Below are 25522 nucleotides of genomic sequence, written 5' to 3'. Positions count from 1 at the left end.
CGGACCGGCCACTGCTCGTGCTCAGCTTCTCCACCGTCCGCCTGTCCCGATGACCCACCCGCAATTTCAATGGAAATTGCGTTCCTCCGGCGTGTCGGACCACGACACGCCGGAGTCTGTGGACAACTCACGCAATTTCAATGGAAATCGAAGGGGACCGGCCGACCTCGACCTCGGCATTGGCCTCGGCCTCGGCATTGGCATTGGCATTGGCATTGGCATTGGACAGTATCCTCGGGGGCACCGGCCGCAACCTGGCCTGGACGCCCTGAAGCCCGGGGGCCGTGAGGTCTTCTGGGCTGCGCTGGTTTGCGCTGGTTCAAAAGACTCCCGGCCCACTGCCAGCGAAATCGTGTCCGGCACCGCCCCAGAACAGGCGCTAGAAGTCGAGCGCCGCCTGCATGCCAGCGGTGTTACGCCGCTCGAAGTCGAGCAGGTGCTGCTTCCGGTCCAGCCCGCCGCCGTAACCGGTGAGGTTGCCGGTAGATCCGACGACGCGGTGGCAGGGCACGATGATGCCGATCGGGTTCTTGCCATTGGCGAGCCCGACGGCCCGCGAGGCACTGGGCTTTCCGATCCGCTCGGCCAGCTCGCCGTAGGAAATCGTTTCGCCGTAGGGGATTTCGCACAACCCCGACCAGACCATGCGCTGGAACGGGGTGCCGACCAGCGTCATGGGCAGGTCGAACTCGTTGCGCTGCCCCGAGAAGTACTCCTCCAACTGATCGATCACCGGCCCGAAGGGCGCGGTGTCCGGCTCGCCGAAGTTCTCCTCCGGCGGGCGGTGTCGCTGACGCTCCATGTAGAGACCGGTCAGGGCGCCGTCGACGGCGACGAGCGTCAGCGGGCCGACGGGGCTGTCGATGACGGTGTTCACCGGGTGCACTGGAAACCTCTCCTCAGGCCGGTAGCCGGTTGATCGCGTGGTCGCCGGTCGCCCACAGGTACTGCACGGCGTACGCTCGCCAGGGACGCCATGCAGCGGCATGACCGGTCAGTGCCGCAGGCGTCGAGGGCAGCCCCAGGCTACTTGCGGCGTACCGGATTCCCAGGTCGGTGGGCACGAACGCATCGGGATCGCCCAGGGCGCGCATGGCGATCGTCTCGACGGTCCACGGGCCGAATCCTGGCAGCTTAGCGAGCTGGGCACGAGCCCGATGCCAGTCGCTGCCGACGCTCAGATCGATACCACCACCCGCCAAGGCCTCGACCAACGTGGTGATGGTCTTGCGGCGAGCCTTCGGGAAGGCGAGCGTGTCCGGATCCAGCGACGCCAAGGCACTCGCATCCGGGAACAAGTGGGTCAACCCACCGGCGGGATCGTCGACCGGCTCGCCGTGAGCCGTCACCAACCGAGCGGCATGCGTGCGTGCCGCAGCAGTCGAAACCTGCTGCCCGAGCACGGCGCGCACCGCGAACTCCGCAGCGTCGACGGTGCGGGGCACCCGACGCCCCGGCTCCTTGTCGACCAACGGCGTGAGCACCGGGTCGGTGCGCAACAGGTCGTCGACGGCGACCGGATCGGCGTCGAGGTCGAGAAGCCAACGGCAGCGGGTGATCGCGGCCGACAGGTCCCGAAGATCGGCCAAGGTCAACCGGCAGTCGATGTACTCGGGCTGCGGCCGGAGCGCGACGACGCCGTGCCCGTGCGGCAGGCGCAAGGTCCGCCGATAGGCCCCGTCAAGCCATTCCTCAACCCCGGGCACTGCGGTCGCGGCGAGGTGCCCGAAAAGGTTGTCCGGACATAACGGAGCCCGGAAAGGCAACCGCAACGCGAGTGATCCCCCTGCGACCGACTGCTGCCGGGAAGCCCGCGCTCGCAACTCGGTGGGCGCAAGCCCGAAGATCTCGCGCACGGTGTCGTTGAACGTCCGCACGCTGGCAAACCCAGCGGCGAAAGCGGCATCGCTCATGGGCACGGTCGTGGTCTCGATCAGCAGTCTCGCGGTCTGCGCGCGCTGCGCCCTGGCCAGGGCAAGCGGCCCGGCCCCAAGTTCGGCCAGCAACTGCCGCTGGATCTGCCGCACGCTGTACCCCAACCGAGAGGCGAGCCCGGGAACGCCGTCCCGATCGACGCCCCCGTCGGCGATCAGCCGCATGGCCCGCCCAACGAGGTCGGCGCGCTCGTTCCACTGCGGAGACCCGGGGCTGGCGTCGGGTCGGCACCGCTTGCAAGCCCGAAACCCGGCCTGCTGAGCAGCGGCGGCGCTCGGGTAGAACCGCATGTTCTCCACCTTGGGAGGAACAACGGGGCAGCTGGGCCGGCAGTAGATCCCAGTGCTGACGACGGCGGTGTAGAACCACCCGTCAAACCGAGCGTCCTTGGACTGAACGGCCCGCACACACCGAGCCACATCCTCGTGCATACCCACCAGCATCACCGGGAGCCGGGCCGCAAGCTAGCGAAAAAACGACATCAACGTGCGCAGGGCCGACAAACCCCTCGTGAGCACTTCTGGGGGCTATAGCACCCCAAACCACTCACGGCCCCCTGAGCAGCAGAAACCGCCGCTACGAACTGCCTACGGATGGCCGCTACGAACTGCCTGCCGATGGCCGCTGCGAACTGCCTGCCGATGGCCGCGGCTCCGTCACAAGCCGTGTTCGGCGAGGATCGACAGGAAGTTCCGCTTGCGCCGGTGGGTTTCCTTCAGCTGCCTAACGTCTGCCGCGAAAGCCTCCCTTTCTCCAACACGGGAGTGCAGGCCCCGCAACGCCGTCAACAACTGAGCTGCGCGGAGGTAGCCCTGGCGGCTGGTTTCCGCGATGGCCGTGTCGACCTGCGGCCGGTAGATGGCGATGGCATCGGCCGGGTGGGTCTCCGCCCGGCGCTCCGCGACGGCCATTCGGGTCGACGCGTCGCAGTCATACTGCTGCACCACCTGCCAGGACGCATCGATGTCGTCTTCCGCCAACAGAATCCGCGCCAGTGTTGCGGCCACGAAGGGTTTCCCGGCCTCGACTCGCTTGCGCAGCACCTGGTGCGCCCGCTCGCGCAGCTGCGACCATTGTCCGGTCCGCTCGGCGGCCACGCGCAATCGCCGGTAGGTGCCCTCGTCGGGAGCATCGGCGAATCCGGCTTCCAGGAGCTCCACCGCATCAGGCCCACGGCCTTCCGCCTGGTAGAGGTCGACAAGCAGGTCCACAAGCCGCGGATCCTGCCGACCCATGTCCCGAAGACCGCGCTGCAACCAGTCGATCGCATCATCAACGCGACCGGCATCGCGCAGCACATCGGCGATTCGCACGTAGGAGTAAGGATTGGAGAGGTCCTCGGCAAAGGTCTTGATCAGCGTGTCGGTGTCCTCGGTTTCCCGGACGAGCTCCTCGCGCAGCCAGCGTAGCCGCCACACCGGGCATCGGCTTCCGGCCTGATCCAGGCCGAGCCGATAAGCCGCGAGCCCCTCCGGACCGAGCAGTTCGATGACTTCACACAGTTCGATGCTGGGCCAATCCGTACCGTTGAGCCGGAAGGATGCCAGCCAGCGCCCTAGCTCCTCCGGGTCGGGCGGATTGACCTGGCAGGCATCCAGATAGAGCTGCCAAGCCGCATCAGCGACCTCCTCCACCTCACCCTCGCCGCAATCGGCGGCGGCGCCGACGTGAGTCATCACCTCACGCAGCAAGGACTGCACGTCGGTCGCGTGATCGGGCAACAGGCGGCGAAGCGCGTCCAGCGTGCCGTAGGCGCGGTCGGCATAGGCGACCGCTTGATCGTAATCGAGCCAATCTGTCTGCAGCAGATCGATCTGATCACGCAGTGCCGAAAAATCTGGCTGGTCCGACGTGGTGGCCGCCAGCAACCGCAAGCGTTGGTAGAGTGCTGGATCGTCCTGCGCCTGGGTCACGAACAGGGGTCACGAACAGGGGTCACGAACGGTGATCACAAACGGGGGTTACAAGCAGGAGTCACGAACGGTGGTCACGAACGGTGGTCACATCATCACTATGTGATCGAAGTTGGGTGGCGGGCCCACCGTGCGGTGCAGAGTGTCAATCACCCGGCGAGGGTTGTCATACGGGCCCGAGATGTAGCACGGCTTGCCCTGGTTGCCAAAGGTGATGCCGGACGGGCCTTCCCAGGTACCGAGGTGGTCGGCGGCTTTCAGGAAATCGGCGTGGGGTTCGAAACCGAGTCCGCGCGCGTACTCGACGGCGCCGAACACGATCTCCTGTGCGAGTTCGATCGGAGCCTCCTTCCAACCGTTCCGGAAGGTCCTGAAGTACTCCGGCACGAACCGCCGCAGGGCGACGTCGTCGGTGATGTCCGGCCCGAGCGCGTTCTTGACTCCCAGGCAATAGACGTCCACCAGGTATCCGCACACCGACACCTTGTCCCAGCGGTGCCTGCGCGCAATCAGCACGCTCACCAGCCCACCGGCGCCGTCCTGTGCTGGTTCAATCCAGTCGGGTCGGCCGACAACGGAAAGCCCCTGGCTCCAACCCACGTTGATCCAGCAGCCAACGAGTTCCGGCAACTCGGCCGTGGCGCGATCTTGCGCCGCGACGGCCCGCACCAGAGGAGCCACCGCGGACGGACGTACATCAAGAGCACGGGCGATTTCCTTCGGCGACTTGCCTTCACTACGTAGCCGGCGCACTTGTTCGAGAAGCTCGGTCTTTTCCACGAGACAGGACCTTATACCCGATACCCGGTAGTTCGAGCTCTGGCCAGTTGCCAAGGCACCCGTCGGGCACCTCGGCGATGTCGCCAACCGCGCCCGTATTCCAACCACGCAAAGACCGACCCCCGGCAAGTCAGCGCAAATCATGTTCGGTAAACGATGCCGCGCTCCACAACAGCAACGGAGAGCATTACTACCAGTGGCGGATATGGTCCTTCCCGTGACGGACGGGCTGGACGCCCCGGCTACACCAGCCGCAGCTTCCCAGCCCCCGCCGCGTCCAATGATCAACGAGCCACGGGAAGGTCTTCGGCGTGGACTGCCACGACGGTTTCCCGTGGTGCGGTTGACGGCTTTCCGGGCTCCGCCAAAGGCTTGCAGAAATCTCAAAGCCCTGCGACGTCGAAACGTTGCATCAGGCTCGGCTTGCGGCGATGATCATTTCGAAGTTGTTCGTAGCGTTTGGCGAACTTCGGCTCGTCACCACTCCGTGCACTGAGAGCCTTGAGATCGATAAGGAGACCGACGGCCGCGTCGTATTCGCGCTGGTTCTTGGTGGCGATCAGTTCGTCCACCCGCTGCCAAGCGGCTTCCTCGTCAGCGGCGAGCGCATCAAGCCGCTTCTCGCGAGCGGCAGCGGCCTCGCGATCACGGCGGGCGCGCAACTCTTCGGCGCGGCGAGTCTCCTCCTGCTGCCTCACCGCTTCCCGCCCTGACGCTGCATCCAACAACTCACCAACCGTGCGGGAGCCCGTCAAAGGCGCAGTCGCGTGCAGACTTCGATAGCGTCGCCGGATATCCGCAATGCCACTACCATCGCCAGTCGCGGCGCGGACGAGGAGCGCGTCTTTTTCTTTCTGCGGCAAGCTTTCCACGAACTTGGCGAGCCCATCATCCGACGGCCTGGCGCCGAGCGGCGCGCTGGCTTGTGCCGCAACGGCCAGCAGGTCTTCATCGATCCGGAGGAACTCAACCAGTGCGCGTTGGGGGCCGGTCAGCTTCGAAAGCCCAGCGGGAACGGGAGGTTCGACCTCTTCGGCATCGATGTCCTCCCACTCAAGGTAAAAACCGATCGTCGCCAGCCAAGCGAGATAAAGAGCACGGTAGTCGCCACCGGCCACCTCCTCGCGGATCGGAAGCAGTACACCCAACTTCGGATCGCTGGTGTATTCCCACTCGCCGCTTTCGTCGCGGTACGTGAAACTGAGAATGACGTGGTCACCATGCTGCCAAGCACTGGTCAGATCGTCATCGACACAGTAACGCTGCGCCGTCTCGAGATCAAGCAGCCCCGCGGGCAACCGAAGCATCAGCTGCCGGTCTCCCCAGTTCGCGAAGTAGAGGAAAGCGTCGAAGTAACGCTCCATCAATACGCGCGGACGGCCCCGGAAGTCGCTCCAGTGGTACTCGTTGACGAACCTGGTCGCAGAAATGTCAGCCCGACTCGAAAGATCCCGAAGTTCGAGCTGCTGCTGTTCATCAAGCGGCTGATCAATAGCCAAGAACTCGTAGTACTGGTACTCGCTCACCGGTGCCCCGCGCTGGAAGGTTGATCGTTCGTCGCCCGTGCAGGCTACGCGCCGCCAGCCCAACCGAGTCACCTGGCCAAGCCTTCCGCACAGGCAGCCAAGCATGACGTCCGCGCGGTCCGCGGTCTTCAGAGACCGGTCGACCGACTTGCCACGAGCGACAACGACGGTGCCCCGGTGAAACCGCCGGGGCACGTCGAAGCCTCGGGAAGCAACAACCATGCCGCGCTCTGCAGTTCAGCCGAAGCGCTCCGCCTTGACGGCGACCAAGAAGGATCCCCAGGCCTGCGACTGGAAGACCAACGTCCCCCCAGCCCGGTCCTTGGTGTCCCGCACCCCGATCCCGTCGGTCCCGGTGCCGACCTCGACACAGTCAGACTGGCTCGCACTATGGCTGGACTTCCGCCAGGTCTGGAATGCCACGACTTTCACCCCTCTAGCTCGTCAGCCCGCGTTGCGATCAGCTTCGCCGAATCCGCAGGACTCAGCGTCACCCGTTCGAGTGTATCCAGCACTTTCGCGTAATCGGCAACGTCAGCGGGCTCGTCCAGGAACGCGCCCAGCCTGCGCTGCTCCAAGTGGACGATCGAGCGAGCTTTCGGGAAGTCGAGCAGGACGAAGGATCCTTCGAGGCCAGGATGCGTTGCGACTTCCTCCGGGATGACCTGGACAGTCACGTTTCGACGCCGGGCCATCTTCAAGATGTGGCGCAACTGTTCCGCCATCACGCGCGTCCCTCCGACAACCCGCCGAAGCACACTTGCGTCAATGAACGCACGGAACCCTGCAGGAGTGGGCTTGGTGAGACTCTCCTGTCGTCCGAGGCGAATCGCAACGCGCGCTTCGATATCAGCGGCGTCAACGTCGCTGCCATGCATAACGGCCCGCGCGTAGTCACTCGTTTGCAACAGTCCTGGAACCAGAACCATGCCGAGGCAGCTGATCTGGCTCGCATCTCGCTCGAACTCCAGCAAACCGGTGAGCTGCTTCGGCAAGCCTGGAACGCCGGTCTCCCACCAGCCGGGCTGATCCTGTTCGCGAGCGAGCTTCAGTAGGCGGTTACGGTCCTCGCCTGTCACGCCGAGTATGGCGAGGATCGCGGACACGTCGGCTTCGGTGACCGCCTTCGTGCCGTTCTCGATCCGACTCATCGTCGCTTTCGACAAGCCGAGTCGCTTCGCAACGTCTTCCTGCTTGTAGCCGCTCTGGCTCCGGAACTGCCGCAGTTCAGCTCCCAAACCCCGCGCACGAGCACTGCCATTCATGTTGAGCAGCCTAGTACGGCAGCCGCACTTTCGTGATCTTGGCTGGTCAGGGGCGTTGAGGGGGCCCGGTTAATCAGGCGGGCAGCCGCCTCGCGATGATCATGTTGTGACGCAAGAAGATCGTGAGGCGGCTGCGGCTGTCATGGTAGAGGGTGCGCGTGCGGTGGCGAACCTGGAGGTGCTGCACGGACGGTTGAGGCCGTGTTTCGCGCGGGCGAAGCCGTTTGGGCAGGCCAGGAAGTACATGTCCGGGTTGATGAGTGATCTGCCGCGCAAGAACGGGTGGACCATCGCCGAGCACGCGGGAGACCGGACTCCGGATCGGATGCAGCGGCTGCTCAATCACGCGGTGTGGGACCACGATCAGGTTCAGGGGGTGGTGCGACGGTTCGTGGTCGACCAGTTAGGAGACCAGCCGTTGCGGGTGGTGGCGCTGGACGAGTCCGGTCAGGAGAAACAGGGGGAATGCACTGCGGGCGCCAAACGGCAGTACATGGGCTGCGCGGGCCGGGTCGCGAATGGGGTGAACACAGTCTATTGCTCGTACGCCACCCCCGGCGGGCACGCGCTGGTCGGTGCCCGTATCTATGTGCCGGCCGAACAGCTCGACGATCCTGATCGCCGTGTCGCGCTCGGTGTTCCCGACAAGACCGAGTTCCGAACGAAACCGCAACTGGCGCAAGACATTCTTTTTGACATGATCTCGGATGAGACGATACCACCGTGGGTGGCGGGCGACGAGGTCTATGGCCGATCGGGCCCGCTACGGACTTTCTTGGAGGACAACGAGATCGGGTACGTGATGCGCGTCGGGTGCGCCTTCACCATCGAGTTGCCAACGGGTGAGCGGATACGCGCGGACGCTACCGTGGCCACGCACCTGGCCAGCCGCGAGCACGAGCGGGCCTGGCAGGTCTGCTCGGTGACCGGGTCGAAAGGCGAACGCATGTACGCCTGGGCCTGGATCGCGACCGCGAGCCCACGCCACTTTCTGTTGATACGCAAACACTTGCAGACCGGCGAGTTGGCCTACCACTACTGTCACGTTCCCGCTGGACGGCCGATCACGCTGATGACCCTCGTGCGGGTCGCATGCTTGCGCTGGCCAGTCGAAGAAGGGTTCGAGTTCGGAAAAGACCACTTCGGACTTGATCACTCCCAGGTCCGCCTCTACACCGCACTGCTGCGGCACATCGTACTCACTCTGGCCGCGCTCGCCGTCTGCGCCATCACCGCAGCCCAAGCCAGAACCCGAGCTCCAGCACCAATCTTGCCCACCACGCCCGATCAGCAGCCACCCGAGGATCCCGGCCTGATCGCACTCACTGTCGCCGAGATCAAACGACTATTCACACTGGTCACCCGTCGGCTCCACCCCGAAACCCACCACCTGCACTGGGTCTGGTGGCGACGCCGACACCAAGCTCGCGCCCGCTGGTTCCATCACCGCGCCCGACTACGTCGTGACCAGCGAACATAGCCCAACCGGAAAGTGCGGCTGCCGTACTAGATCGTCCGCTCGGGGATCTGGTTCACCCAAAACGGGACTAGATCAGTTTCAGAAACTGCCGATAGATTCCGAGACCAAGGAGGCATCGATGACCGACTACTTGACCTACGTCTGGCGCCCCGTCACGGGAGGCCGCCACGCGTTTCCCATCGCAGCAACGAAAGCTCCGCGCAAGGAGCAGGTGAATGCGTTCTGCGGAGCAGAAGCGAACGCAGCGGAACTGCACGACCGGTCAGAAGTGGACTGGATCCGCGAGGACACCTGCATGCGCTGCTGGCACACCCTCACCACCCGCCTGTGACACCCAGGGACGGGCGATTTCGCGCGAAATCGCCGCTCCCCACGCCTGGCAAACGCCGATTTCGCGCGAAATCGACCCGTCCCGCCTCGGAAGGAACCCCACCGATGTTCTGGATCCAGCTCAGCACCTTCGTCCTGTTCAACCTGCTGATCCTCGCCATGCTCACCACCCAGCTACCCGCAAGAACCATCGCGTTCTCCACAGGCCAGCACGCCGGAGGCGGCGAAGGCGCCTACACGGTCTGGCACCTCATAGCCGACATCGAAGCCAAATCCCGCACCACCGACGAACCCGACACCAGGCACGAACATCCCCACATACCACCGGGATTCCCTACCACAGACCCCGACGAACCCACCGGGCGCCACCACCTGCGCGCCTGAACGCTCGTGAGTGATCCTTCCGGCTCTTACCGGAACAAACACTCACGAGACCTGGCCTCCCCAGCCAGGCCGGTGCGGTACCTCCCCGACCTCGGCCGCACCGGCCCACCCCGGTGACCGGGCGCGAATGCCCCCTCGCCCCACGCGCCCGGTCACCGACCCAACCGGACACACCTAAGTGGTCGCCGCCGGAAGTTTTTCGGGGGTTGACTGCCTGTGGGTCTTGTGCGGGTCAGATGTCGGGTGTTGTGAGGTAGAGACTGGCTGCGCAATCGAGGGCTTCTTCCGGGCTGCCTACGGGGAGGCCGCTGGGCAGGATCTGGTCTTCGTACTTCCCGGAACTGGCCAGGTACAGCGCGAAGCCCCATTGGCCGGCCGAGCCTGTGTACCTCAGGCGTATCAGCGGCCAGACCTCGCCGTCTGTCAGTTCGCCCTCGACGTAGGCGAACTGGCCGCGGTAGCGAAACCGCAGGTCGGCCACCCGGGGCCAGTGGGTTCTTGCATGAGCACGCAGCCGTTGACGCAACGAGATCTTGGTCGACGCAGGTCTTCGGCGCAGGCGGCCAAGCACCGCGTCGGCCCTGTTCAGTTTTTTCAGGGGCCGGCCGACGGCAGCGACATCAACGACAGTGCCCCCGGCGAAACTGCCGGGAGCACTGTCGTCGCCTCTCGCGCAAGCGCCACGCCGGAGCCTTGAAACAGCTACCCGCTGCGCTGCGTGGTTCAGCCGAACCGCTCAGCCTTGACGGCGGCTAAGAAGGATCCCCAGGCTTGCGACGGGAAGACTAATGTCCCGCCGTCCCGATTCTTCGTATCCCGCACCCCAACCACGTCGGTGCCACTGCCAACCTCGACGCACATCCCGCCATGTCCGTTGCTACGGCTAGACGTGCGCCAGTTCGTGATGACGTCCATGGGTCACCTCTCTGCATCGACCGCCTTCAAAGCTGCTGTGAGCAGCTTTCGTGATTCTCTCGCATCTACAGCCGTCGCTCGAAGGTGATCAAAGGCGGTGCTGAACCGAGCAACTTCGTCGGGTTCCTCGATGTACAGGCTTCCCGCCACGTTGTCGACGAAGACGACACTCGGTATCGGCTCGGGAAAGTGGAGTTGACCGAAGGGCGATCCGCTCGCCGGATGCGACCCGGCCCGGAGGGGCAAGATCTGCAGGACCACGTTCTGCAGGTCCATCGCGTCCAGAAGGCGCCGAATCTGGCCGCTGCGGGTCTCAGCGGTGCCCGTGCCACGCAGTAGCGCGGACTCATCGATGATCGCCCACAAGGACATTTCGCCAGACAGCAAGCGCTCTTGTCGCCGCATGCGTAGTTCGGCCCGCGCCCTGGTGGTCTCCTTTACTGCTTCCGGAGAGGTCGTTTCCATCAGCGCAACCGCATAGTCTGCGGTCTGGAGCAAGCCTGGGATCAAGTCGATCTCAAAGTAGTGCGCGCAGGTCGCTTCAGACTCCAGTTCAACGTAGTCCTCGAAGATTGACGGCATCGCATCGTTGTACGAGGCCCACCACCCACGGCGCTTTGCGTCGCGGGCGGTCTTCACCAGCCATTCGGTGATCTTGTGGTCAGCTCCGTAGAGCTCGCAAAGCACCCGCACATCCGGTACGGAGACCCCCATGTTTGCGGTCTCGACCTTGGAGACCTTCGAACGGGACCAGTCCAGCTCCTCCATGACCTGCTCTGGGCTCACTCCTGCTTGGTCGCGGAGGCTGCGCAACGTGGCCGCAAGGCGGCGCTTGCGGACTGTTGGCTGTGCGCGCTTGGGCATGCGCACACCGTATCCGATCACCCGATCTGGTCGGAATGGAAAATTTTCTGATCAGACAAGTTGATGATCGGCACCAAATCTGACACTCTCAGTGCTGATCAAAGTTCATAGAGTAATCGACTCTGATGGGAGCCCCTGATGGCTGACTACTTGACCTACGTCTGGCGCCCCGTGACCGGAGGCCGCCACGCTTTCCCCATCGCAGCAACAAAAGCTCCGCGCGAGGAGCAGGTGAATGCGTTCTGCGGAGCAGAAGCGAACGCAGCGGAGCTGCACGACCGGCCCGAAGTGGACTGGATCCGCGAAGACACCTGCATGCGCTGCTGGCACACCCTCACCACCCGCCTGTGACACCCAGGGACGGGCGATTTCGCGCGAAATCGCCGCACCCCACGCCTGGCAAGTGCCGATTTCGCGCGAAATCGACCCGTCCCGCCTCGGAAGGAACCCCACCATGTTCTGGATCCAGCTCAGCACCTTCGTCCTGTTCAACCTGCTGATCCTCGCCATGCTCACCACCCAGCTACCCGCAAGAGCCATCGCGTTCTCAACAGGCCAGCACGCCGGAGGCGGCGAAGGCGCCTACACGGTCTGGCACCTCATAGCCGACATCGAAGCCGAATCCCGCACCGCCGAAGAACCCGACACCAGGCACGAACATCCCCACATACCAGCAGGATTCCCCACCACAGACCCCGACGAACCCACCGGGCGGCACCACCTGCGCGCCTGAACGCTCGTGAGTGTTCCCTCTGGTTCTTACCGGCACGACCACTCACGAGACTTGACCTCCCCAGCCGGGCCGGTGCGGTACCTCCCCGATCTCGGCCGCACCGGCCCACCCCGGTGACCGGGCGCGAATGCCCCCTCCCCACGCGCCCGGTCACCGACCACCCTGCGCTTCAGGAAGAACGCGATGACACCTTCAGGTCGCCTGGACGCGAGCGAAATGCCCTGGCTTCGCCTCGTAGATACAACTCACGCCATACGAAGTGAGTAGGTCGACTAGGTCAGCCGCCGGGCGAACTGGCACCAAAATGGCGAGTTGGTCGTGCTTGACGTAGCGCCCGTAATCGAGGACCTGGCCGAGGGCGAGCCGCACATCGCTTCTTGAGGTTGCTCCTTTGGCTTCAATCAGCTCGCGGAGCCCTTCATCGAACAAGTCCGTGAAAAGTTGACCAGCCTGCCCTGGCAAGCGGATCGATCGGCGCGTCGCCGCTCTGCCCTGCTTATGAAGCCACTCGGTGTACCGATTCACCAGCGCCGCTTCTCGACGTTTCGCGACTATCGAACTGTCCTTGGAAGTCGCGGAATACTCTGCCGCTTCATTTGACTCGACAGGGATCGACTGCACCTGAGGCTCCGTTGGCTCGCTCGCCGCAGGAACAGGAGGAACTGAGTCGGCACGCCAGAGCCGGAACACGATGGCGCTGCGGAGTACGCCTTCCTCGTCGGGTGCGTCGGCACGGTAGTACGGTTCTTCGCGGTCCAATGTGAACTCGCCGATGTACTTGACATAGCTCCTCCGCTCCGCTGCTTCGAAGAGCCGCAAAGCAAGTCCTGGCGCTAGCACCGCCTTGTTTCCACGCACCAAACGCTGATCGCCCGCTTGGCCTTCACCGGTGTAGTGGTAGGAACCGTCTTCACGCCAACCGTCGTATTTGTAGCCGTACTGCGCCCCCTGCGGAGAGCTGAACAGAAGCACGCTGCCCGCTTTTGGCGCCGACGCAATGCCGCCCTGACGAGAACCGCCAAACCTGTCGTGGACCTCGGTACGTCGCAACTCATCATCGACCTTGAGATCCCACTCGACCAGACCGTCATCACTCTTAGTCACTTGATCACCCATGTGACTATAACCCGATCAGACGAAGTAGGCGCCAGAATTGACCTACGGCCACATCGATGATCACACGCAGGAGCGGACAAGCACGTTCGAGTACTCCGCAGCCGGTGAAGTGACCCTGCTCAGAACCCGAATCCGTGAATAGTGGGTTGGGTTGATCATGTTGTATTTGGTGTTGATCTCCGCTGCGGTGTTTTTGGGTTGTGGGCATGGTGGTGGCCCGGTTGTCGCGCCGGGTTCGCGTTGTCCGGGTCCTTGGTCGGGGCCGGTGGGCCGGGTGGTCAGGGGATCGCGGGGAGTGTTCTCAGTGTGGTGAGGATCCCGGCGAGCAGGTGATGTCCGGGTGGGAGACGCAGGATGGCTTGTCCCGCATGGGAAATCAGGCGCGCGGGGACGCAGATGAGCCGGTGCCGTAGGGTTGCGATCATGGCTTTGCCGCCACGGATCCCGTGTCCTGTCACGGTTTCGCCATCGGGCTTGCCGGTGAGTTCGTGTAGCCAGGCGGCAATGTTCACCGCCAGCAGCGCGCCGTGCATCCAGGCGGTGTTGACTTCCTTGTAGCCGCTGGGCAGATGTCGTAGCGCGGCGCCATGTTTGCTGTCGCGAAACAGGTTTTCGATCGTGGTGCGGTGGCGGTACCAGTACTCGACCGCGACCGCCTTGGCTGGGGTGGACACGTCAATGTTGGTGCAGATGAACGAGTAGGCGTAGATCCAGTCAGCACTTCCGAGTTCATCCAGCGGCAGGGTGCGCTGGTTGGGGTGCAGGGTGCGGCGCCGCCGGGAACGGGGATCGGCCGAGACCTGGGAGATGTCCAGTTTCACACGGCGGATGAGGATCTCGGTGCCGGTGGGCCACCAGTTCGGCCTGTAGGAGGCGACCGCGACCTGCGCGCCGGTCATGTCCCGGGCGTCGGTCCAGTCGTCCTCCGAGAGCCCGTCCAGTAGCCGCCACAGAGGTGCGATGCGTTTCGCGCCGATCGCGAACTCCGCACCCTCGGCCAGCGCCGCCCGCGCGAGGGCACCGTCGAAATAACCGGTGTCGGCCCGTAGCCGTATCCGGGCGCCCCGCACCGCACGCGGCAGGCCTTTCAGCGCCCGCCGTAACATCGCCGGTGCGCTCGCACGAGCGTCGTCGTTGCCGGAGAACAACTCCGCGGCCAGCACTGCTTCGGTCTCCGCCCAACACGCCACATGCGGACGCCCCACACGCCGGCCCTCATGGTTATAGGCCACGCCGCGTTTCTTACGCCCGTAGACTTCGACATCGGAGGTGTCCAGGTCGATCGTCACGGAGGCGGCCAGCCGCGCCCGCCGCGCCGCGGGCGAGAGCTCATACGCGCGTTCGGTGACCGCGGCGATCCCGGCCTCCACCGCCGTCCATTGTGGATCAGTGAACCGCCGTGCCAGACCGGCTGCGGTCGTTGAGGGCAATCCCGGCACCGGCGAGATCTTCTGGCCGGCGGCATCCTCACGTACCCGGTCCAGACCGACCAGGAAATCCTGCCCGGCCAGCTGCGCGCACGCCAGCCCCACCATCAGCTCACCCGGCCCGAAGCCTCGGTCCCGTTCCTTAATCGGCCCGACCGCCTCATCCAGCTCCGCGATCACACCCAGCCGGTCCACCAGCTCGGTCACCGCCGCCATCCCCGACACCTGGGTCAACGACAAATCCGGCACACCGACCCGCACCTTCGCTAGCGTGCGCCGGCCATCAACTACACTGCCCACCAGATGGGTGTCCTCTCCGACCAGATGAAATTGACTTCACAATCAACATCATCCCAGGTCAGAGCGACACCCATCACCATATCCCGCCCCAAATCACACCCATACTCGCGGATTCGGGTCAGACTTTCTCTGCTCGTGCCGAAGCCCGCCGTCGCGTTCTGCGCCAGCGTTGGGTGCACGAACGTCAGGACCGCCCAGATCGACGCCATCGTGCAGAACGTCGTCAGCAGCAGGCCCCGCACTCCTCGGCTGCGCAGCGCCGGCAGCGGCAGGCGCGGGTCGTTCTGCCCCTTCTCCACCAGCCAGAACACCACCAGCAGCACCACGCCCACCGTCAGGCACGCCAGCGGCCACGGGCGAACCAGCCCGCGGTCGGGCCGTCAGCCAGGCGTTCAGGACCAGCAGGGCTAGGCAAATCAGCGCCGCGCCCTTCCAGTCCATCCGGGTGTCCGTGCGCGCCGAGTCCGGGACCCAGGCCGCGATCACCGCCACCGCGATCACTTTTAGGACGAAGGTGAAGCCGAAGATGCCGCGGACGTCGATCGTGTCCGTGATGACTCCGCCCAGCAGCGTGTCCACGCCCGCAACACCGCTGTTCACCGCCGTCAGGATTCCCAGGTAGCGGCCGAACTGCTTGGTCGGCAGGATGTCGCGCAGCGTGATGCCGAGGAAATCGTTGCGCTGCAAGTACCTTGCAGCGCCCAGCCGACCATCAGCACCTCGACATTCGGCGCGAGGTAGCGATCAGTCTGCCCAGAGCCATCACCGCGATCGAACCGAACAGCGCGCGGCGGCGGATGATGTCGCTGTAGCGCGGCAGGATCACGCCCGTCAGGCCCGCGACGAACAGAAACGCCGTTGCGCTCAGGCCGATCGTGCCAACGTCCGTGTGCAACGTCGAACTCGTGGTGTCGATGATGGCGACAGCATGGTCGCGTTCGTCTGGAAGCTAGCCACCGCGACTAACAGGGCCGTGAGCACCAGTGGTGGGTGGGCCACGATACGCGACCGGGCCAGGGGCAGTTGCAGTGCTCTCGGCGCTCCCGCTCCTGAAACCCGGGCAGTCAGGCGAACCTGCGGGCTGGGGTGGTCTTCGTGGCCAGTAGGCCCTTGATGTAGTCGAAGAACGCTTCGGCGTCGATCTCCTCGATGACCGTCGCGTTGGCTTCCAGGCCGTGGACTCCCCAGGACATCGCCGCGTAACCGCGGGTCAGCTCGCCGGCCGTCTCGACGTCCACGTGGTAGCGCGCGCTACGGCGGATCAGCTCGGGGTGCAGCAGCACCGCCGCCGTCAGCGAGTCGGGGTGGGTGGTGCCGTCGATGCCGACGCTGCGGTCGAATTCCAGCGTCGCCGCGCAGACGCGGGTGAAGAAGTCCGACAGCGGCGTGCCAAGCGCCGCGATCTCGTCGAGCGCGGGCTGCGCGAACACCGCCTGGTCCAGGGTCAGCGGCGCCCACGGGACCACCACGATCTCGAAGCCCGCCGCGAATACCGTCTTCGCCGCCTCGGGGTCTGCATAGAAATTGAACTCGGCGGCTGCGGTGATGTTGCCGCGGGCGTTGTTGGAACCGCCCATCACGTAAAGGGTTTTGACGTTCCCGACGAAGTCCGGGTCCTTCACCACCGCGGTCGCGATGTTAGTCAGCGGGCCGATCGCGGCGATCGACAACTCGCCAGGGTTCTCCGCGGCCAGCCGGATCAGCGCGTCCACCGCGTGCTCGGGTTCCGGCACGCAGCCCGTCAGGTCCATCGTCAGGCCGCCCGCGCCGTCACCGTGCACGTTCTCCGCGCTCTCCCACGTCCGGACCATCGGGCGGCGGCACCCCAGGAAGATCGGGACGTCGCCGAGCTTTTCCGCGACGTTGCAGGTCAGGTACGCGTTGTGGACCTGGTGGCCGAAGTCGACGTTGCCGGCGACCATCGTCACGGCGCGCAGGTCGGCTCGGCGGTCGAGCAGGCCCGCGAGCAGGGCGATGCAGTCGTCCTGCGCCGTGTCGGTGTCGATCACCAGTGGGATGCGCTCAAGCATGACGTCTCCAGTGCGGCCATTGTTCACATCTTCGTTCACTCGGCGAAGCCGGATGTACTGTAAATCTGCCCTGTGCCGGCCGACGACGCTTCGCGCATCTCGCGCGATGCACCCGCGCCGCTGCACGTGCGGATCGCGGCGGCGTTCCGCGATGACGTCCTCAGTGGACAGTGGCCGGAGCACTACAAGCTGCCGCCGTAGCCCGCGCTCGCGAAGCCGCCCGGGGTCAGCCGCGGGACGTTGCGGAAGGCACTGGCCATTCTCAGCGAGGAAGGGCTGCTCACCCAGACCCGCGGCCGCCGATCGCGCAGCTGCCGCATTCGCTGTCCGAGGATTTCCGCGCGCAGGGCACCGCTGCGCAAAACGATTTCAGAGACAGTCGTCGAGAGACGTAGATCACATTCGTCCGTGTCACAGCGCATCGGACTACCCCGTCTCAAGGTGTGTAGCCACTGACGACCGCAGAGGAGCACACCATGGACGCGCGACTGGACTACTTCGCCGACCCGACCGCTGGCAAAGTCCTCAAGTACTTCATGTCGATGGGCAAGGCGCTCAAGGACTCGCCGCTGCCGGCCGCAACACAAGAGCTGGTAGCGCTTCGCGTGAGTCAGATCAACGGCTGCGCCGTCTGCATCGACATGCACACCAAGGAGGCCGCCGCTGCCGGCGAGATCTCGGTGCGGCTGAACCTGGTCGCGGCGTGGCGGGAGGCCACGGTCTTCACCGAGGCCGAGCGCGCCGCGCTGGAGCTGGCGGAGGAAGGGACCCGGGTCGCGGACGCGGCCAGCGGGGTCAGCGACGAGGTGTGGGCCCGCGCCGCCAAGCACTACGACGAGGGGCAGCTCACCGCCCTGGTGATCCTGGTGTCCTTCATGAACTCGGTGAACCGGCTGAACATCATCGCCCAGCAGCCCGCCGGCGACTACGAGCCCGGGCAGTTCCACTGAACGGCATCAGCTGGTTCGGGGCCCGGCTGCGGGCCCCGGACTCGGGTGGTGCGCTGGCCTGGCGGCGGTCCGGGTGATCACGCGAGCATGGCCGGAGGAGATCGCTTCGAAGAGAGTGGAGTCGGCGTGAGCAAGGTCGAGGAGTTCGAGGAGCTGCGGCCGCTGCTGTTCTCGATCGCCTATCGGATTCTGGGCAGCGTCGGTGAGGCCGAGGATGCGGTGCAGGAGACGTGGCTGCGCTTTGACGGCTCGTCGACCCGGCCCACGTCGACCAAGGCTTTTCTGTCGGCCGCGGTCACGCGGATCTCGATCGATGTGCTGCGCTCCGCGCGGGTGCGGCGCGAGGAGTACGTGGGCCCGTGGTTCCCCGAGCCGCTGCTCAGCGATCCGTACCAGGATCCGGGCCGGTCGGTGGAGCTGGCCGACTCGGTGTCGATGGCGGCACTGCTGCTGCTTGAGCGGCTCAGTCCGCTGGAGCGGGCGGTCTTCGTGCTGCGGGAGGTGTTCGCCTTCGGGTTCGACGAGGTCGCCGCGGCGGTGGGGCGGTCGGAGGCGGCGTGCCGGCAGCTGCTGGTGCGGGCGCGGCGGCACATGGAGGCCGGGCGGCCGCGGTTCGAAGCGGACCGGCAGGTGCGGCAGGAGCTGGCGACGCGATTCTTCGACGCGCTGAAGGACGGCGATGTGGGCGGGCTGCAGGATCTGCTGGCAGCCGATGTGCAGCTGGTCGGGGACGGCGGCGGCAAGAGCCCGCAGCTGGCCAGGGCCATCGTGGGCGCGCAGAACGTGGCCCGGGTGCTGGGCACGATCTTCCCCTTGATGAGCCGGATCGATGTGTCGTTCGAGCCGCACGAGGTCAACGGCCAGCCCGGCGCGATCTTCCGCGACCGGGACGGCAAGGTGCTCCACACCATGGTCCTCGATGTGCTCGACGGGCAGATTCAGAACATCCGCACGGTGATCAATCCCGACAAGCTCGGCCACATCGGGCCGGTCGCCGACGCCTGGGCCATCGACCGCGAGGTGAAGCGGGCCCGTCGGCAGCAGAACTGACCTGATCGACCGGCTGCACGCCGAGCTGGCTGTGCAAGGACACCCCGACGTGCGCCCGGCGCACGGATTCGCCATGCAGGCGACCGGACGCGACGGCGCGACGCGACGGCCAGTGAGCTGGGACGTCGGCTCGGGATCTCCAAACGGGGCCACGGGCCAGACCGTGGACCGCCTGGCGAGCCTCGGTATGTCGAGCGGGTCGACGACGCCGTCGATGCACGGCGGAAGCTGATCCGGCTTACCGACCGGGGCGTCGACGTGCTCGCCCGCTCGGCCGCCATCTTCGAGGAGCTCAGGTCGCAGTGGGCGAAGGTCCTCGGTGCGAAGCGGAGGTGCGAACTGGAGGCGAACCTGCGCACCATGGCGCCGGCAGAGACGTTCCGCCTCGACGTACCGGGGTGGTTCGGCACGTCGTCGTGAGTGCTCGTTCCGGCAAGAACCGGCTTGAGCACTCACGAGCCTGGGTCGGCGAACCCGCCTCGTGGAGCAAACGGCCCGTTTGCGCCGTCTATCGAGGCGAGCAGGCCGTGCGCTCCACCTCGCTCGCACCCGGACCCACCGGATCCCCGACAACGGAATCCGCTTGTGGACGGGAACTGTCCTAAACGGCTCCTACGGTTGGTGTCACGACGACCTCGAAGGAGACGGACATGGCGACCTACGTGCTGGTTCCCGGTGCCTGCCACGGCGGATGGTGGTACGAGCCGCTGGCGGCCGAGCTGCGCGAAGAGGGACACGCGGCGCTCCCGGTGACGTTGCCGGGACTGGGCCCGCGGGACGCGCCGACCGGCAGACCCGTGAGTGTTTTTGGGCCCTATGGCAACCAAAAACACTCACGGGTTTTGACGCGGGAGGACTCGGCGTGGCACGTCCGGTCGCTGCCGATCGGGCACAACATCGTGGCCGACGCCCCGGACGACTTCCGCAAGATCCTCCTCGACGCCGCCTGACCACCCGGACCGATGACAGGTGACAGGTGAGGGGCACGCACCCTTGGGCGGCACAACCGACGGCACAACCGCTCAAGGGTGCCCCTCACCTCGAGGAAATCACTCGGCTGGGGTGATTTTGAAGGACGTCTTGCGGGCGGCCTTGGCGATCTTCTTGTCCGGGTGCTGTTCGCCGATCAGCATCAGGACGTCGCGGACCGCCGGGTGGTCCAGGCGCCACATTTCCTCGAAGATCGTCGGCTCCTGCCCCGCGGGCACCGTTTCCGCGAGCAATTCGGGCAGCTCCTCGGGGTCAACCGAGTCGAGCGCGGCCGCGAGCATGTCGGTGAGCAACCGTGCCGCGTCGGTCACCGTCGATTCGAGCTCCTCGGACGGATCCAGTTGGCGGAGCGTCACTTTCGCGTAAGGCCGCAGCATCGGTTCGTCCAGCGCCTGCTGCCATCGCTGCGTCGCGTTTTCGGCGAGCGGCGCGGCGATGGCGACCGCGATCATCCGGTCTTCCGCTTCGGCCTCGGCCGCGGCGGTCAGCAGGTCGTCGGTGGCGGCGGCGGCTCCGCGGACCGTAAACCAGGCCTCGGTCTCGGCGGCCAGTTCTTCGTCGGTCGCGCCCTTGGCGAAGTCCACCAGGTCGAAGGCGCTCATCTCCTCGACCGGCGGCAGCAGCGGAACCTCGACGCCGCCGTCGGTCAACGCGCCCCCGAAGGTGTACTGGCCGAGCGGGGTGAGGCGCGCGACGCCCTGGTCGACCTGCGCGGCTCCCAGGTCGACCAGGGTCGCGAGCAGCCGCTCCGCCGGATCGCCGCACCGCTGGACCCAGGAATTCCACGCGCCATCCGAAGTGGTTTCGTCCACGGCGATCTCGCGGATCATGTCCCGCAACTCCGCCACGGGCACGCCCTCGCTGCGGACCAGGAACAACGACACCATCGCATAGAAGGCGACGTCGTCGAGATCGAGCTCGGAGCATTCGTCCTGGAAGATCGCCTCCAGCAGCAGGCCCAGTGCGTCCGCCCAGACGTCCAGCACCGCTTCGTCGTCGCCGTCCGGCCAGTCTTCAATGGTCGGACCGAACTCGACCACTTCCGTTCCGGGGCCGATGAATTCCAGCTCGGCCGCCCATTCCCACAGCTTCGCCAGCTCCGGGATGTCCGCCATTCCTTCCACCGCGTCCGGAACCGGGAAGCCGAGTTCCCCGGCGACGTCGACGGCGTCGCCGGCACCCAGCTCACCGGCGTTGACCGGGCAGGCGACCGTGCGCAACGCCAGCCGCCGGGCGCGGTCGAGCAACGGGCTTTGCCGCGCTGCGGCGGCGAGTTCTTCGTCCGACGGCAACCGCAGCGGCGGCAACCGGTCGGGCAGCCCGAGCTCCTCCCGGAGGTCGTAGGGCTGCGCCTCGCCGAGGGACTCGGCGAGGGACTCGGCGGTCTCGTCGACCCAGCGAGCCACCGCGGCCTCGTCGGTCAGGTCGACGCCCTCGGCCATGAGGGCTTGTTCGAGGGCGCGGGCGCCTCCCCAGTTCGCCGGGTCCATCACGGCCTCGGCGAACCGCGGCTCGATCTCGTCGACCTTCTGCCGCAGACCGTCGAGCTGCTCCGTCGAGATCCGGCCCGTGTCCCCAGCGAAGCTCAGCAGCTCGCGGAGCGTCGCGATCACCTCGGCGAGGTCCTCGTCCGGTTCAACGGCCACCTTGACGGGGAACAACTCCAGCAGCAGTTCGTCGAGATCCGCTGGTCGCAGCTCCGCGAGATCGGCCAGCCCCACGTGCTCGAACAGCAGCCGGAGCAAGATCTCGGCGTCGTGGCTGTTCCCGTGCACCGGTTGTTCCTGCTTCTCAGCCCACGCCGCCAGTTCGGGCAGCAGGCTGTTGACCGGGTCGCGCTCCATACCCGAAGCGTACGGCCCCAACCCGGGAGGAGGGTGCAGGGCCCGACGGCCGGTTCCGCACTTGATCACCCGTGACTGATTTAAGACGCTGCAGAGCCTGTTTCCGAACTCATTTTGCGTGGCGGTGCGGGTAGCGGAACCTCGGACGGCCTGGCGGACACCACAGCTAAGCGGCTGGCGTCGCTGCGGGTTCTCAGGCCATGCCACCCCGTCGGGGTTCTTGGCGAGGCCAGTCCCCGGCGTGGTGGATTGGCATTCATGAGTCGCCGATCCCGGTCGGGGAGGTCGTCCTGGGTTTGATCGCGTGACACACGGTCGTGAATGACATCGCGCGACACACGGTCGTGAATGACGGCATGGGGTTACTGACAGTTCCGGATCCTGTGCAATGTGTGACAGAGCGTGGTGTAGTGTGTTGCTTGCTGACCGAGCGAAAGCCAAGCCCGGTCAGCGGTTTTCCTGCGGCGGCAGGTGAAACACGTCAGGTACCGCGAGTTGCGTGGGAACCGGCCGCAAGGCCAAACGCACGTGGAGACCGTGTCAGACCAGCGTTCGTGCGGGCAGTGGTCGAGGAAGCGTGAAGGCCACCAGTCTTCCTGATGGTCAACGCAGGTGGCGCAAGTCATCTGCTCACGGAACGTTTTGACACGTTTCGTGAACGGAAGGCCTCCGGTTGTGGAGTTGAGATGTCCGGTAACCACGTTCACGACCGGGAGGCGTTCGTGCCCACGCTAACGCTGCGCTGACTTCGCGTGCACGTCTGCGGTTGGGTGTCTGATCGTCGAGCAGGCTGGACCGTCGCCTCGGCGGCCGGGGCGTTCATGGTCTCGCCCAAGACCGCCGGGAAATGGGCTGCACGCTACCGGCCGAGGGTGCGGCAGGGATGGCCAATCGCAGCTCACCTCCGCATCACAACCCGACGCGCACGCCCGTGCACGTGGTGCGCCGGATTGTGGGGTTGCGGATCTACGGCGACCCGGTCCCCGGCTATCAGGCACCGCCCGGCGGGCCCGCCGCCGAGGCCGAGCACCGGGCTTGCGCGGGCCTCACCAGCTTGGTGGCCGCCGCCTGGCAACCGCCAGGCTGACGGCGGCCACGATTGGCCGGACTTCGGACCGCGCCTGGCCGACGAGGTCCGCGAGTCGTTCCCCGAACTGCCGCCGGCCGCCGTCGCGCTCTCACTGCACGCCTGGGGTCGCAGGCACGGGGTGGGGTCGCTGGAGATCTACGGCGCCTGGGCCCCCTGACCAGGGAACCGGCCAAGCTCTACCGGGCCGAGATCCACAACTTGATCAAGTCTCTGGGCCTGACGCGTCGCGGCCGGCCGCTCGTGGTCGTCGGTGTGAAGGGCGACAGCAGCGCGCGAACTCCTGGAATCGGCGGGCGACGCGCTCGCCGGCCGCACCGTGGTCAACCTGACGGATGGCACCTCGGCCGAGGCCCGAGCCGTCGCGGAATGGGCCACCGTAGCGGGCGCGGCGTACCTGCACGGCAGACCACAATTTCGGCTGGCTGAACGACCGCTTCGGGGTCTCCTGGCGGCTCAACCTGCCCTGATGCGGACCCCTAGGTCAGGGCGGCTACTCCGTCGAGGATCCGGTCCAGGCCGAAGGTGAAGTCCCGGTCTTCCGCCGGGTCCTCGCCCGGCCCCGGGGATGCCTCGAAGAGACCGGCGGCCAGCATTTCGGCGACTTCCGGGAACGTGTGCGGGTCGATCAGCTTCGTCAGGCTCGCGCCGTAGCGGCGGGTGGCCTCGGGTTCGTCGATGTCGCCGCGACCGGTCTCGAGCTCTTCCGACAGCACCGTCGAATGCCGGACGTAGCCGCTGAGCAGCATGATCACGCCGATCTTCTGCGGCCAGTCGAGCTTGGTGGGGCGCAGGACGCGCAGGGCGGCTTCCAGCCACGCGATCTGGTTCGGCCCGGTCGGCGGCTCCGAAACGGGCAACTGGGCCATCCACGGGTGCCGGTGGGTGATGCGGCGTTCGGCCTTGGCCCACTCCCGCAGGCCGTCGCACCAGTCGTCCGCCGCGATCTCCGGTGGCGCGCCGATCGCGAAGTCCTGCATGAGGACGAATAACTCATCCTTCGAGCCGACGTAGCGGTAGAGGGACATTGTGGTGAAGCCGAGTTCCTTGGCGGTCTTCGGCAGCGTGACCCCGAGTAGCCCGTGCTGGTCCGCCAAGTCGACGGCGGCATGCACCACCTGGTCCACGTCGAGCTCCGCAGGTCGCCCCAGCCGCGAGGTGACCGGAACGCGCCAGAGCCGACGCAGCCGTGCGGGCACCGCCTCGCCGTCCATGCTTCTCCCTTGGTGCTCCCACGTGCCGACGCAATCATGGCACCAAGGCAGTCGTGGCTGCTCCGACGGCCGCGGCCCCCAGCGAGGTGGGCACGATCATGGCCGGGTGCGCGCAGTGGAAAACTATTGCGGGAGAAGCCGTTCTAGCTGGATTGGATGCTTATGACGACTGTCGTCAGCGAGCGCGTCAGCCGAACCGAGGAGGCATTGGCCGCGCTCCGGCCGGACGTGCGCGAGCTCACCGCGAGCGTTGATGCCGCCGTGCTGCGCCCGTCGGACGAGTCCGTGCTCAGCTACGCCGACCGCACTCGGATCGCGTTGCGCGTCGCGTTGGTGAACGAGCGCTGGGAATACGCCGATGAGTTGGCCGACCAGCTCGATTCGCTGGCCGGTGACGGCGCTGCCGACGCGGTCCGGGACGTCGAGCGCTGGTCCGGGCTTCCGGATTCGTTGCAGGCGCTGCTCGCGCACTGCGAGCAAGTTGCGCTCGATCCGGCCGATGCGGGATTCGACGAGATCGCCGAGTTGCGGGCGCAGGGATTCAGCCCCGCCCAGGTCGTCGCCGCCTCGCAGGTCGTTGCGTACGTGAGCTACCGGGTCCGGTTACTGCTCGGGTTGTCACTGGTCGAGCAGGCCGGGGACGGGCCGGTTCCGGCCGGGCCGGTGAACGCCATCGAGGCCGGGGCCACCGCCGACGGTTGTGAGCTGCCGACTCCGGCCGAGGCGTTCCAGGTGCTGCGCTGGGTTCCGTGGGTCGATCCGGTGGCCGAGCCGCCGGAGTCCGAGGCCGAGCCGACCCCGTTCCACCTGACCCTGCTACACGATCCGCAGGTGCTGGCCGAGCGGACCGCGCTCCACAACGCGATAACCACCGGGACGAGCGCGTTGGACCGTGCAGACCGCGAGCTCGCCGCGCTCGCCACATCGCTGATCAACGGTTGCGAATACTGCGCCGCGGTGCACGGCCGCCGTCAGGCCCAGTTGTCCGGTGACCAGATCACCGCGGTCGCGTTGGCGACGGCCGGTCCGGCCGCCGTGGCGGATCCGCGGCAGCGCGCCGTCGTCGACGCCGCGAGCGCCCTGGCCCGAACCCCGGCGGCGCTGGCGGCCGCCGACATCCGGCGGCTGCACTCCGCCGGGCTCAACGTCGACGACGTCCGCGACCTGGTCGCGGTCTCGGCGATGTTCGCCTGGAACAACCGGCTGCTGATGACCCTCGGCAACGCGGCCGCCTGAAACCCCGCAATTTCAATGGAAATCGCACAGCTCCGGCGTGTCGGGGGCACGACACGCCGGAGGCTGTGGACAACCACCGCAATTTCCATTGAAATCGACGGTCCACGGTCCGATTTCAATGGAAATCGAAGGCCCGATTTCCATTGAAATTGC

General features: G+C 66.1%; 26 protein-coding genes and 2 pseudogenes. 11 read left to right on the top strand and 17 right to left on the bottom strand.

All coding sequences use genetic code 11. From position 1 onward, the window contains the following. Positions 1-379: 379 nt before the first annotated feature. The 7 genes from ACRXBZ_RS23295 to ACRXBZ_RS23265 form a co-directional block, all read right to left on the bottom strand. The gene (locus ACRXBZ_RS23295) at positions 380-886 is read right to left on the bottom strand and encodes a methylated-DNA--[protein]-cysteine S-methyltransferase (protein WP_433880906.1); all 507 of its coding nucleotides are present in this window, start codon (positions 884-886) and stop codon (positions 380-382) included. A gap of 13 nt (positions 887-899) precedes the next feature. Continuing rightward, the gene (locus ACRXBZ_RS23290) at positions 900-2366 is read right to left on the bottom strand and encodes an AlkA N-terminal domain-containing protein (RefSeq protein ID WP_433883946.1); all 1467 of its coding nucleotides are present in this window, start codon (positions 2364-2366) and stop codon (positions 900-902) included. Positions 2367-2591: 225 nt separating this feature from the next. Further along, entirely contained in the window at positions 2592-3803 is a 1212-nt protein-coding gene (locus ACRXBZ_RS23285; RefSeq protein WP_433880905.1) for a tetratricopeptide repeat protein, read from the bottom strand. A gap of 132 nt (positions 3804-3935) precedes the next feature. After that, positions 3936-4628, bottom strand: coding sequence for a helix-turn-helix domain-containing protein (locus ACRXBZ_RS23280; RefSeq protein WP_433880904.1), 693 nt, complete (start codon positions 4626-4628; stop codon positions 3936-3938). A 383-nt stretch (positions 4629-5011) separates the two neighbouring features. Continuing rightward, the gene (locus ACRXBZ_RS23275) at positions 5012-6154 is read right to left on the bottom strand and encodes a hypothetical protein (protein ID WP_433880903.1); all 1143 of its coding nucleotides are present in this window, start codon (positions 6152-6154) and stop codon (positions 5012-5014) included. 237 nt (positions 6155-6391) lie between these two features. Then, the gene (locus ACRXBZ_RS23270; RefSeq protein WP_433880902.1) at positions 6392-6577 is read right to left on the bottom strand and encodes a DUF397 domain-containing protein; all 186 of its coding nucleotides are present in this window, start codon (positions 6575-6577) and stop codon (positions 6392-6394) included. 5 nt (positions 6578-6582) lie between these two features. Next, positions 6583-7419 carry a helix-turn-helix domain-containing protein gene (locus ACRXBZ_RS23265; RefSeq protein WP_433880901.1) on the bottom strand — a complete coding sequence of 279 codons (837 nt, stop codon included), beginning with the start codon at positions 7417-7419 and terminating at the stop codon, positions 6583-6585. 106 nt (positions 7420-7525) lie between these two features. Here ACRXBZ_RS23265 and ACRXBZ_RS23260 point away from each other — a divergent pair, with 106 nt between their 5' ends. The 3 genes from ACRXBZ_RS23260 (at position 7526) to ACRXBZ_RS23250 (ending at position 9613) form a co-directional block, all read left to right on the top strand. Then, positions 7526-8899 carry an IS701 family transposase gene (locus tag ACRXBZ_RS23260; protein WP_433878126.1) on the top strand — a complete coding sequence of 458 codons (1374 nt, stop codon included), beginning with the start codon at positions 7526-7528 and terminating at the stop codon, positions 8897-8899. 118 nt (positions 8900-9017) lie between these two features. Next, a complete protein-coding gene (locus tag ACRXBZ_RS23255; RefSeq protein WP_433880900.1) occupies positions 9018-9230 on the top strand; it encodes an HC3 family zinc finger protein in 213 nt (70 codons plus the stop codon). Between the two features lie 104 nt (positions 9231-9334). Next, complete coding sequence (locus ACRXBZ_RS23250; RefSeq protein WP_433880899.1) at positions 9335-9613, top strand: hypothetical protein; 279 nt, start codon at positions 9335-9337, stop codon at positions 9611-9613. A gap of 232 nt (positions 9614-9845) precedes the next feature. Here the strand turns inward: ACRXBZ_RS23250 and ACRXBZ_RS23245 are convergent, their stop codons facing one another. From ACRXBZ_RS23245 to ACRXBZ_RS23235, 3 genes are all read right to left on the bottom strand, one after another. Further along, entirely contained in the window at positions 9846-10094 is a 249-nt protein-coding gene (locus ACRXBZ_RS23245) for a hypothetical protein (protein ID WP_433880898.1), read from the bottom strand. 242 nt (positions 10095-10336) lie between these two features. Further along, the gene (locus ACRXBZ_RS23240; protein WP_433880897.1) at positions 10337-10528 is read right to left on the bottom strand and encodes a DUF397 domain-containing protein; all 192 of its coding nucleotides are present in this window, start codon (positions 10526-10528) and stop codon (positions 10337-10339) included. A gap of 3 nt (positions 10529-10531) precedes the next feature. Beyond that, positions 10532-11392, bottom strand: coding sequence for a helix-turn-helix domain-containing protein (locus ACRXBZ_RS23235; RefSeq protein WP_433880896.1), 861 nt, complete (start codon positions 11390-11392; stop codon positions 10532-10534). Positions 11393-11530: 138 nt separating this feature from the next. Here ACRXBZ_RS23235 and ACRXBZ_RS23230 point away from each other — a divergent pair, with 138 nt between their 5' ends. Together ACRXBZ_RS23230 and ACRXBZ_RS23225 are read left to right on the top strand one after the other, a co-directional pair. Next, complete coding sequence (locus ACRXBZ_RS23230; protein ID WP_433880895.1) at positions 11531-11743, top strand: HC3 family zinc finger protein; 213 nt, start codon at positions 11531-11533, stop codon at positions 11741-11743. Positions 11744-11846: 103 nt separating this feature from the next. After that, positions 11847-12125 carry a hypothetical protein gene (locus tag ACRXBZ_RS23225; RefSeq protein WP_433880894.1) on the top strand — a complete coding sequence of 93 codons (279 nt, stop codon included), beginning with the start codon at positions 11847-11849 and terminating at the stop codon, positions 12123-12125. 192 nt (positions 12126-12317) lie between these two features. Here the strand turns inward: ACRXBZ_RS23225 and ACRXBZ_RS23220 are convergent, their stop codons facing one another. The 5 genes from ACRXBZ_RS23220 to ACRXBZ_RS23200 all read right to left on the bottom strand — a co-directional run bounded on the left by ACRXBZ_RS23220 (position 12318) and on the right by ACRXBZ_RS23200 (position 16998). After that, the gene (locus tag ACRXBZ_RS23220; RefSeq protein ID WP_433880893.1) at positions 12318-13229 is read right to left on the bottom strand and encodes an SRA domain-containing endonuclease; all 912 of its coding nucleotides are present in this window, start codon (positions 13227-13229) and stop codon (positions 12318-12320) included. 290 nt (positions 13230-13519) lie between these two features. Continuing rightward, a complete protein-coding gene (locus tag ACRXBZ_RS23215) occupies positions 13520-14968 on the bottom strand; it encodes an IS1380 family transposase (RefSeq protein ID WP_433877998.1) in 1449 nt (482 codons plus the stop codon). A gap of 93 nt (positions 14969-15061) precedes the next feature. Beyond that, a complete protein-coding gene (locus ACRXBZ_RS23210; protein ID WP_433880892.1) occupies positions 15062-15655 on the bottom strand; it encodes a hypothetical protein in 594 nt (197 codons plus the stop codon). Positions 15656-15680: 25 nt separating this feature from the next. Continuing rightward, positions 15681-15863, bottom strand: a complete 183-nt coding sequence (locus ACRXBZ_RS23205; protein WP_433880891.1) for a hypothetical protein — start codon at positions 15861-15863, stop codon at positions 15681-15683. Positions 15864-16032: 169 nt separating this feature from the next. Next, positions 16033-16998 (bottom strand): nucleoside hydrolase, encoded by a 966-nt coding sequence (locus tag ACRXBZ_RS23200; RefSeq protein WP_433880890.1) that lies wholly within the window; start codon positions 16996-16998, stop codon positions 16033-16035. Positions 16999-17474: 476 nt separating this feature from the next. Here ACRXBZ_RS23200 and ACRXBZ_RS23195 point away from each other — a divergent pair, with 476 nt between their 5' ends. The 4 genes and pseudogenes from ACRXBZ_RS23195 (at position 17475) to ACRXBZ_RS23180 (ending at position 19948) form a co-directional block, all read left to right on the top strand. After that, a complete protein-coding gene (locus ACRXBZ_RS23195; RefSeq protein WP_433880889.1) occupies positions 17475-17948 on the top strand; it encodes a carboxymuconolactone decarboxylase family protein in 474 nt (157 codons plus the stop codon). A gap of 126 nt (positions 17949-18074) precedes the next feature. Then, positions 18075-18998, top strand: a complete 924-nt coding sequence (locus ACRXBZ_RS23190; RefSeq protein WP_433880888.1) for an RNA polymerase sigma-70 factor — start codon at positions 18075-18077, stop codon at positions 18996-18998. 1 nt (position 18999) lies between these two features. After that, positions 19000-19418 (top strand): annotated as a pseudogene (locus ACRXBZ_RS23185) (MarR family winged helix-turn-helix transcriptional regulator). A gap of 230 nt (positions 19419-19648) precedes the next feature. Continuing rightward, positions 19649-19948 (top strand): hypothetical protein, encoded by a 300-nt coding sequence (locus ACRXBZ_RS23180; protein WP_433880887.1) that lies wholly within the window; start codon positions 19649-19651, stop codon positions 19946-19948. A 99-nt stretch (positions 19949-20047) separates the two neighbouring features. On the opposite strand, the gene ACRXBZ_RS23175 is transcribed toward ACRXBZ_RS23180, so the two are convergent. Further along, a complete protein-coding gene (locus ACRXBZ_RS23175; RefSeq protein WP_433880886.1) occupies positions 20048-21832 on the bottom strand; it encodes a hypothetical protein in 1785 nt (594 codons plus the stop codon). Between the two features lie 742 nt (positions 21833-22574). Here ACRXBZ_RS23175 and ACRXBZ_RS23170 point away from each other — a divergent pair. Beyond that, positions 22575-22796, top strand: a pseudogene (locus tag ACRXBZ_RS23170) (leucine zipper domain-containing protein); the annotation flags it as partial. A gap of 602 nt (positions 22797-23398) precedes the next feature. Here ACRXBZ_RS23170 and ACRXBZ_RS23165 read toward each other — a convergent pair. Continuing rightward, positions 23399-24133 (bottom strand): TetR/AcrR family transcriptional regulator, encoded by a 735-nt coding sequence (locus tag ACRXBZ_RS23165; protein ID WP_433880885.1) that lies wholly within the window; start codon positions 24131-24133, stop codon positions 23399-23401. A 162-nt stretch (positions 24134-24295) separates the two neighbouring features. Here ACRXBZ_RS23165 and ACRXBZ_RS23160 point away from each other — a divergent pair, with 162 nt between their 5' ends. Further along, on the top strand, positions 24296-25369 hold the full coding sequence (locus ACRXBZ_RS23160) for a peroxidase-related enzyme (protein WP_433880884.1): 1074 nt from the start codon (positions 24296-24298) through the stop codon (positions 25367-25369). Positions 25370-25522: the final 153 nt, after the last annotated feature.

The organism is Saccharopolyspora hattusasensis (assembly GCF_050972075.1).
Taxonomy (GTDB): Bacteria; Actinomycetota; Actinomycetes; order Mycobacteriales; family Pseudonocardiaceae; genus Saccharopolyspora; species Saccharopolyspora hattusasensis.
Note: the sequence above shows the minus strand (reverse complement) of the source record. Positions and strands in the feature narration are given on the sequence as shown.

Bases quoted from the DNA above. Each gene is read 5' to 3' on its own strand.
- ACRXBZ_RS23290 (WP_433883946.1), bottom strand. From the start codon at position 2,366: ATGCACGAGGATGTGGCTCGGTGTGTGCGGGCCGTTCAGTCCAAGGAC.
- ACRXBZ_RS23265 (WP_433880901.1), bottom strand. From the start codon at position 7,419: ATGAATGGCAGTGCTCGTGCGCGGGGTTTGGGAGCTGAACTGCGGCAG.
- ACRXBZ_RS23255 (WP_433880900.1), top strand. From the start codon at position 9,018: ATGACCGACTACTTGACCTACGTCTGGCGCCCCGTCACGGGAGGCCGC.
- ACRXBZ_RS23250 (WP_433880899.1), top strand. From the start codon at position 9,335: ATGTTCTGGATCCAGCTCAGCACCTTCGTCCTGTTCAACCTGCTGATC.
- ACRXBZ_RS23240 (WP_433880897.1), bottom strand. From the start codon at position 10,528: ATGGACGTCATCACGAACTGGCGCACGTCTAGCCGTAGCAACGGACAT.
- ACRXBZ_RS23235 (WP_433880896.1), bottom strand. From the start codon at position 11,392: ATGCCCAAGCGCGCACAGCCAACAGTCCGCAAGCGCCGCCTTGCGGCC.
- ACRXBZ_RS23230 (WP_433880895.1), top strand. From the start codon at position 11,531: ATGGCTGACTACTTGACCTACGTCTGGCGCCCCGTGACCGGAGGCCGC.
- ACRXBZ_RS23225 (WP_433880894.1), top strand. From the start codon at position 11,847: ATGTTCTGGATCCAGCTCAGCACCTTCGTCCTGTTCAACCTGCTGATC.
- ACRXBZ_RS23200 (WP_433880890.1), bottom strand. From the start codon at position 16,998: ATGCTTGAGCGCATCCCACTGGTGATCGACACCGACACGGCGCAGGAC.
- ACRXBZ_RS23195 (WP_433880889.1), top strand. From the start codon at position 17,475: ATGGACGCGCGACTGGACTACTTCGCCGACCCGACCGCTGGCAAAGTC.
- ACRXBZ_RS23180 (WP_433880887.1), top strand. From the start codon at position 19,649: ATGGCGACCTACGTGCTGGTTCCCGGTGCCTGCCACGGCGGATGGTGG.
- ACRXBZ_RS23175 (WP_433880886.1), bottom strand. From the start codon at position 21,832: ATGGAGCGCGACCCGGTCAACAGCCTGCTGCCCGAACTGGCGGCGTGG.
- ACRXBZ_RS23165 (WP_433880885.1), bottom strand. From the start codon at position 24,133: ATGGACGGCGAGGCGGTGCCCGCACGGCTGCGTCGGCTCTGGCGCGTT.
- ACRXBZ_RS23160 (WP_433880884.1), top strand. From the start codon at position 24,296: ATGACGACTGTCGTCAGCGAGCGCGTCAGCCGAACCGAGGAGGCATTG.